6 protein-coding genes are annotated in these 7,577 nt (G+C 66.8%); all 6 read right to left on the bottom strand.

Going from position 1 to position 7,577, the window contains the following annotated elements; translation table 11 throughout:
- A partial coding sequence (locus tag AB0B01_RS18615) for an ATP-binding cassette domain-containing protein (RefSeq protein WP_361719755.1) occupies window positions 1–347 on the bottom strand: 347 nt, incomplete at its 3' end.
- Entirely contained in the window at window positions 340–1,395 is a 1,056-nt protein-coding gene (locus AB0B01_RS18610) for an ABC transporter ATP-binding protein (RefSeq protein WP_361719752.1), read from the bottom strand. The genes AB0B01_RS18610 and AB0B01_RS18615, both read right to left, overlap by 8 nt.
- A gap of 13 nt (window positions 1,396–1,408) precedes the next feature.
- The gene (locus AB0B01_RS18605; protein WP_361719749.1) at window positions 1,409–2,362 is read right to left on the bottom strand and encodes an ABC transporter permease; all 954 of its coding nucleotides are present in this window, start codon (window positions 2,360–2,362) and stop codon (window positions 1,409–1,411) included.
- Window positions 2,355–3,299: an ABC transporter permease gene (locus AB0B01_RS18600; RefSeq protein WP_361719746.1), complete on the bottom strand. Its 945-nt coding sequence runs from the start codon at window positions 3,297–3,299 to the stop codon at window positions 2,355–2,357. The genes AB0B01_RS18605 and AB0B01_RS18600 overlap by 8 nt, the downstream gene beginning before the upstream one ends.
- A gap of 96 nt (window positions 3,300–3,395) precedes the next feature.
- Window positions 3,396–5,018 carry an ABC transporter substrate-binding protein gene (locus tag AB0B01_RS18595; protein WP_361719744.1) on the bottom strand — a complete coding sequence of 541 codons (1,623 nt, stop codon included), beginning with the start codon at window positions 5,016–5,018 and terminating at the stop codon, window positions 3,396–3,398.
- Between the two features lie 417 nt (window positions 5,019–5,435).
- Complete coding sequence (gene typA, locus AB0B01_RS18590) at window positions 5,436–7,340, bottom strand: translational GTPase TypA (protein ID WP_361719741.1); 1,905 nt, start codon at window positions 7,338–7,340, stop codon at window positions 5,436–5,438.
- Window positions 7,341–7,577 lie beyond the last annotated feature (237 nt).

The raw sequence follows: 7,577 nt of genomic DNA, 5'->3' as shown, positions 1-7,577 counted from the left end.
AGCGAGGTGTACGGGTCCTGGAACACCATCTGGATGTTGCGGCGCACGGCCTTGAGGGCCCTGCCGGACAGTCGCGTGATGTCCTCGCCCTTGTAGAAGACCTCGCCGGCGGTGGCCTTCTCCAGGTTCATCAGGAGCTTGGCGACGGTGGACTTGCCACAGCCGGACTCGCCGACGATGCCGAGGGTCTCGCCCTGGTAGAGGTCGAAGGAGACGCCGTCGACGGCCTTGACCGCGCCGACCTGCTTCTTGAACAGGATGCCCTGGGTGAGCGGGAAGTGCTTCACCAGGTTGCGGACCTGGAGGATCGGCTCGCGCTCGGGGGCGTTCTTGGTGAGCTCAGCCATGGAGCTGCTCCTTCCAGAAGTGGCACGCGCTGCCGCGACCGGGCAGCTCGGTGCCGTCCTGCTCGGTCACCGGGTGCAGGACCGGCACGTCGGTGCGGCAGATGTCCTGCGCCTTGGGGCAGCGCGGGTTGAAGGCGCAACCCGACGGGATGTTGAGCAGGTTGGGCGGCAGGCCCTTGATCGCGTAGAGCTCCTGGCCCTTCTGGTCCAGGCGCGGGATCGAGTCGAGCAGGCCGCGGGTGTACGGGTGCGCGGGGCGGCTGTAGATCTCGTGGACCGGGGCGGTCTCGACGATCCGGCCGCCGTACATGACAGCGATCTTGTCCGCGACGTCGGCGACGACGCCGAGGTCGTGGGTGATCAGGATCAAGCCCATGTTCATCTCGCGCTGGAGCTCCGCGAGCAGGTCCATGACCTGGGCCTGGACCGTCACGTCGAGGGCCGTGGTCGGCTCGTCGGCGATGATCAGGTCCGGCTCCAGGGCCATCGCCATGGCGATCATGATGCGCTGGCGCATACCGCCGGAGAACTGGTGCGGGTAGTCACCCACGCGCGCCTTGGCGGCGGGGATCTTCACCCGGTCCATGAGCTCGACGGCCTTGGCCGTGGCGTCCTTCTTGGACATCCCGCGGTGCACGCGGAACATCTCGCCGAGCTGGGCGCCGACGGTGTGCACCGGGTTCAGCGAGGACAGCGCGTCCTGGAAGATCATGGCGATCTTCGAACCGCGGACCTTGCGGTACTCCTCGGCCGGGAGCTTCAGCAGGTCGGTGCCCTGGAAGAGGATCTCGCCGGACGGGATCTTGCCGGGCGGCATGTCGAGGATGCCCATGATGGCCTGCGCCGTCACGGACTTGCCCGAGCCGGACTCGCCGAGGACGGCGAGGGTCTCGCCGGCGTTCACCGAGTACGAGACGCCGTTGACGGCCTTGGCGACACCGTCGCGGGTGTGGAACTCGACGTGCAGGTCGCGCACTTCGAGCAGCGGGGTCCCCTCCGGCGCCGAGCGCGGCGCGGGGACGTTCGAGGTCTTGTCGATGATGGTCAACGTACGCCCTTCCTCAGCGCAGCTTCGGGTCGAGGGCGTCGCGGACCGCGTCGCCGACCATGATGAACGCGAGCACCGTGACGCTCAGCGCGGCGGCCGGGAACAGCAGCATGTAGGGCGCCTGGAGGAAGCGCGCCTGGGCGTCGCTGACCATCAGGCCCCACGAGATCTCCGGCGCCTGGACGCCCACGCCGAGGTACGACAGGGCGGCCTCGGCGGAGATGTACACACCCAGGCTGATCGCGCCGACCACGATGACGGGGGCGATGGCGTTCGGGAGGATGTGGCGCAGCGTGATCCGCCAGGTGCCGGCGCCGAGGGCGCGGGCGGCCTGCACGTAGTCGTTGTGCTTGTTGGCCAGGACCGAGGAGCGCATGATGCGGAAGATCTGCGGCCAGCCCAGGGTGGCGAGCACCAGGGAGACGGTCCAGGCGTTGCCCTTGCCGAGGCCGGACATGATCAGCATGCCGCCGAGCATGAGCGGGATGGCGAAGAAGATCTCGGCGAACCGGGAGAGCAGGGTGTCGACGAAGCCGCCGAACCAGCCGGCGAGGAGGCCTGCGGTGACACCCACCACGACCACCATGGCGGTGGTGGCGATACCGACGATGATCGAGTTGCTCGCCGCGTACACGGTCTTGGCGTAGACGTCGCAGCCCTGGACGTCGGTGCCGAAGATGTGCTCGGAGCTCGGCTTGAGCATGGAGCTGTGCAGGTCGCACGGCGCGTAGGCGTCCACCGAGGTGAACAGGCCCGGCACCAGGGAGACCACGGCCATGAACAGCACCAGGGCGGCGCCGATCAGGAAGACGGGGTTGCGGCGCAGGTCGTAGAAGGCGTCGGACCAGAGGCTGGCCTCGCGTTCCTTCTTCTTCCGGCCGGCCTTGGCGGCGGTGTCGCCGGCGGAGGGGGTGCCGGCGATCTCGGTCTCGGTCAACTCGTCCCCCACCGTAGTTGTGTCACGCATAACGGATCCTCGGGTCGAGCACGGCGTACAGCAGGTCCACGATCAGGTTGGCGAGCATGTAGACGAGGACGAGGAGGGTCACGATGCCCACCACGACGACGCCCTGCTTCTGCCAGACGTACATCGCCAACGTGCCGCCGATGCCGTGGATGTTGAAGATCCGCTCGGTGATGACCGCGCCGCCCATGAGCGAGCCGAGGTCCGCGCCGAGGAAGGTGACGATCGGGATGAGCGCGTTGCGCAGTGCGTGGCGCACGACGACCCGGCGGCGGGGCAGGCCCTTCGCGGTCGCGGTGCGGACGTAGTCCGCGCGCATGGTCTCCATCAGGCTCGTACGGGTCAGTCGGGCCACGTACGCGAGCGAGGTGGTGGCGAGCACGAATCCCGGCAGGAGGTAACCGCGCAGACCGTCCGCCTCGTTGAAGGAGACCGGGAAGAAGTCGATGCCCCAGGCGTCCTTGAGTTCGACACCCAGGACGAGCTGGAGGACGAAGCCGAAGACGAAGACCGGGATGGAGATGACCAGCAGCGTGGTGATCAGCACCAGCTGGTCGATGAACTTGCCGCGGCGCAGCGCCGACATGACACCGGCGGCGATGCCGACGAGGGCCTCGATGGCGAACGCGACGAGGGCGAGGTTCACCGTGTAGGGGAAGGCCTCGCTGATCAGGTCGATGACCTGGCGGCCCTGGAGCGTCTCACCGAAGTTCCCCTGGAAGAGGTTGGTGATGTAGTGCCAGTACTGGAGCAGGAACGGGTCGTCCAGGTTGTACTTGGCCCGCAGCATGGCTGCGACGGTGGGGTCCGCCTTCTTGTCGCCCGCGAGCGCCGAAACGGGGTCGCCGGGCAGGCTGAAGGCGAGGTAGTAAATGAGGAACGTGGCACCGAGCAGTACAGGGATCGCCTGTATGAGTCGGCGGATGAGGTAGCGGCCCATCAGACCTCCAACAGAAGAGCAGGGGGAAGGGGCAGACAGACGGAAACCTGATTCCGCCTGCCCGCCCCCGGTGTCCCCTTGGTGTGAAGAGGGGTGTTAGTTGAGTTCGACGTTCGCCAGGTCCATGCGGCCCTGGGCGTCGACCTCGACGTTCTTCACGGACTTGGAGTAGGCCGAGGAAGACATGTAGGTGAAGACCGGGATGTACGGAAGGTCCTTGATGATGATGTCATCGGCCTTCTGGTACAGCTTCAGGCCCTCGGCGGGGTCGGTGGCCTTGTCGGCCGCCGCCATGGTCGCCTCGAACTCCTCGTTGACGTAGCCGCCGTAGTTGGAGCCGCTCTCGATCGCGATCTTCGAGAAGATCGGGCGCAGGTAGTTCTCCGCCGCCGGGTAGTCCATGGACCACGCCATGCGGAAGCCGCCCTTGTACTTCTGGGCACCCAGGTCGTCCAGCATGTCGCCGAACTTGGCGTACGGCTTGGCGGTGACCTCGACGCCGAGGTTCGCCTTCAGCTGGTTGGCGACGGCCTCGATCCACTCCTTGTGACCACCGTCGGCGTTGTAGCCGAGCTCGATCTTGTTGCCGGGAACACCGCCCGCCTGGGTCCAGAGTTCCTTGGCCTTGGCCGGGTTGTAGGTGCCGGCCTCGCCCAGGGCGCCCTTGCGGTAACCCGGGATGATGGGGCTGATGAAGTCGTCGGCCGGCTTGCGGGTGCCGTTGAAGATGGTCTTGCCGATGGCGTCCCGGTCGATGGCCATGGAGATGGCCTTGCGGATCTCGGGCTTGCCGAAGGCCTCCGGGTTGGTGGCGATCGGGAGACCGAGGTAGCCGACACCCGACTCGGGCTTGTAGATGTAGCGGTCGCCGAACTCCTGGGAGACGGTGGCCATCGCCGAGATCGGGAGCTTGTCGACGATCTGGATGTTGTCGGCGCGCAGGTCGTTGTACGCCGTGTCCAGGTTGTCGTAGATCTTGAAGGTGACGCCGTCGAGCTTGGCGCGACCCTCGGCCGGGTACTTGTCGTACTTCTTGATCTTGATCTGCTTGTTGTGGTCCCAGGCGCCGTCCATCTGGAACGGACCGTTACCGATCGGGGCCTCGCCGAACTTCTGCGGGTCGGCCTCGAACGCCTTCGGCAGCGGGTAGAAGGCGTTGTAGCCCAGCATGGTCTTGAACTGGGAGAACGGCTCCTTCAGCGTGACGGTGAAGGTCTTCTCGTCAACGACCTTGAGGCCCTTGAGCTCGGTGGCGGTGGGCTTCTTGTCCTTGCCCGGCGCCAGCTCCTCGGAGCCCTCGATCTTCGAGTAGAACGGCAGGCCCTCGGCGGCGTTGCTCTGGTTGGCGCCCCAGTTCCAGGCGCGGACGAACGACTGCGCGTCGACCTTCTCGCCGTTGTGGAAGGTGAAGCCGTCCTTGATCTTGATGGTCCAGGTCTTCGAGTCCGTGGTCTCGATCGACTCCGCGACCGCGAGCTTCGGCTCGTTGGTCTTGTTGTCGTAGTCCACCAGGCCCTTGAAGAGCGCGTTGAGAACCTCCGCGCCCTCGGACTCGGCGGTGTTCTGACCCACCAGGCCGTGCTGCGGCTCGCCGAGCACCACGGTGATGTTTCCGCCGGACTTGCCGGCGTTCGAGTCCTTGCTGGTGCTGCAAGCCGTGGCGGCCAGCGCCACGACGACGGCACCCGCGACCCACTTGGCGCTCGTTGCTCCGCGCATGGGTATTTGCCTCCTCAGGAGTCACTGTCGATACGTGAAAGGACCCGGTCTCCGCTGACACCCCTGACAGCGAGATCCGGTCCCATCGTGTGTGCTCGTGAGTCGACGCTCCCCACAGCGTGTGACCCATTGACCCGAGCTCAATGGAGCCATCCTCAGGGACGCCCAGACCGTAAACCACACTTAAGTGGTCTCGTTTTCACAACATCACCCCATGGCGAAAACCCGAAATCCGGACAAACGGATAGGAGACAGACACGTGCGAAACGGACGGTTAGCTCATCCTCCGGAGTGTCACGGTCGGTATCCGGACACCAGAACGCAACAATCCGCTTGACAAACGCGAACAGCCCCTCCCGCCACGGGATTCCGTGGGAGAGGGGCTGCTCGGTGAAGCGTGGGCCGGGGCCCGCAGGGCTACTTGGCGGCCTTGGCGCGCGAAGCGGTGCGCGAACGCTCCTTCTGGTCCAGGACGACCTTGCGGATGCGGACGGCCTCCGGGGTCACCTCGACGCACTCGTCGTCGCGGCAGAACTCCAGCGACTGCTCCAGCGACAGCTTGCGCGGGGGAACGATCGCCTCGAAGGAGTCGGCCGACGAGGACCGCATGTTGGTGAGCTTCTTCTCCTTGGTGATGTTCACGTCCATGTCGTCGGAGCGCGAGTTCTCGCCGACGATCATGCCCTCGTACACCTCGGTGCCGGGGTCGGTGAACAGCACGCCGCGCTCCTGCAGGTTGGTCATCGCGAACGCGGTGACCGCACCGGCGCGGTCGGCGACCAGCGAACCGTTGTTGCGGGTCTGCAGCGGGCCGAACCACGGCTCGTGGCCCTCGTGGATCGAGTGGGCGATACCGGTGCCGCGGGTCTGGGTCAGGAACTCCGTGCGGAAGCCGATCAGGCCGCGGGACGGGACGACGAACTCCATGCGCACCCAGCCGGAGCCGTGGTTGGACATGTTGTCCATGCGGCCCTTGCGGACACCCATGAGCTGGGTGACGGCGCCCATGTGCTCCTCGGGCACGTCGATCGTCATGCGCTCGACCGGCTCGTGGACCTTGCCGTCGACCTCCTTGGTGACGACCTGCGGCTTGCCGATCGTCAGCTCGAAGCCCTCACGGCGCATCTGCTCGACGAGGATCGCGAGCGCGAGCTCGCCGCGGCCCTGGACCTCCCAGGCGTCCGGACGCTCGGTGTCCAGGACGCGGAGCGAGACGTTGCCGATCAGCTCGCGGTCCAGACGGTCCTTGACCTGGCGGGCGGTGACCTTGCGGTCCTTGACCGCGGCCTTGGCGTCGGCGCCCTTGCCGGTGCCGCCGCGGCCGACCAGCGGGGAGGTGTTGGTGCCGATGACCATGGAGATGGCCGGCTCGTCCACCGTGATCAGCGGCAGGGCGATCGGGTTCTCCGGGTCGGCCAGGGTCTCGCCGATCATGATCTCGGGGATGCCTGCGACCGCGCAGATGTCACCCGGGCCCGCCACCTCGGCCGGCTTGCGGGTGAGCGCCTCGGTCATCATCAGCTCGGTGATGCGGACGTTGGAGATCGTGCCGTCGCGCTTGATCCACGCGACCGTCTGGCCCTTGCGCAGCTCGCCCTGCTCGACGCGGAGCAGCGCGATGCGGCCGAGGAAGTTGTCGGCGTCCAGGTTGGTGACGTGGGCCTGGAGCGGCGCGTCCTCGTCGTAGACCGGGGCCGGGACGTGCTCCAGGATGGTGGAGAAGAACGGCTCCAGGCTGTCGCTGTCCGCGGGGACGGTGCCGTCCTCCGGCTTGGTCAGCGAGGCGATGCCGTCGCGGCCGCAGGCGTAGACGATCGGGAACTCGATCTGGTCCTCGTCCGCGTCCAGGTCGAGGAAGAGGTCGTACGTCTCGTTGACGACCTCGTCGATCCGGGAGTCCGGACGGTCGGTCTTGTTGATGCAGAGGATGACCGGCATGCGCGCCTGGAGGGCCTTGCGCAGCACGAAGCGGGTCTGGGGCAGCGGACCCTCGGAGGCGTCCACCAGCAGGACGACGGCGTCGACCATCGACAGGCCGCGCTCGACCTCGCCACCGAAGTCGGCGTGGCCGGGGGTGTCGATGATGTTGATCGTGATCGGGGCCCCGCCGTCCTTGGGGTGGTACTTCACCGCCGTGTTCTTGGCGAGGATCGTGATGCCCTTCTCACGCTCCAGGTCGTTCGAGTCCATCATGCGGTCGTCGAGCTGCTGGTGGGCGGCGAAGGCACCGGCCTGCTTGAGCATGGCATCGACGATGGTCGTCTTGCCATGGTCGACGTGGGCGACGATGGCGACGTTACGGATGTCGTGGCGCGTGGGCACTTCGGCGCTTCTCCCGGGATCGTGGATGGCGTCGCGTACGGTCCGGCACGCGCGCCTCGACCGGGCGGAAAACCTGCCACGGCCTTACCCCATCGTACGTCGCGTGGCGGGAACCGGCTGCCGGGGGGTCTGTCAAGAGGCCGGAGGACTGAGAAAAGCCGGGTGTGGGGTGGGGGGCCCGGCCATCGGTGCTGTGGGATTCCTGCGGGTGTTCCTGCGGGTCAACGGGTATCCACG

It is taken from the genome of Streptomyces sp. NPDC044571, assembly GCF_040647115.1.
In the GTDB taxonomy this organism is placed as follows: domain Bacteria; phylum Actinomycetota; class Actinomycetes; order Streptomycetales; family Streptomycetaceae; genus Streptomyces.
This window is presented reverse-complemented; position numbering and strand designations above follow the sequence as displayed.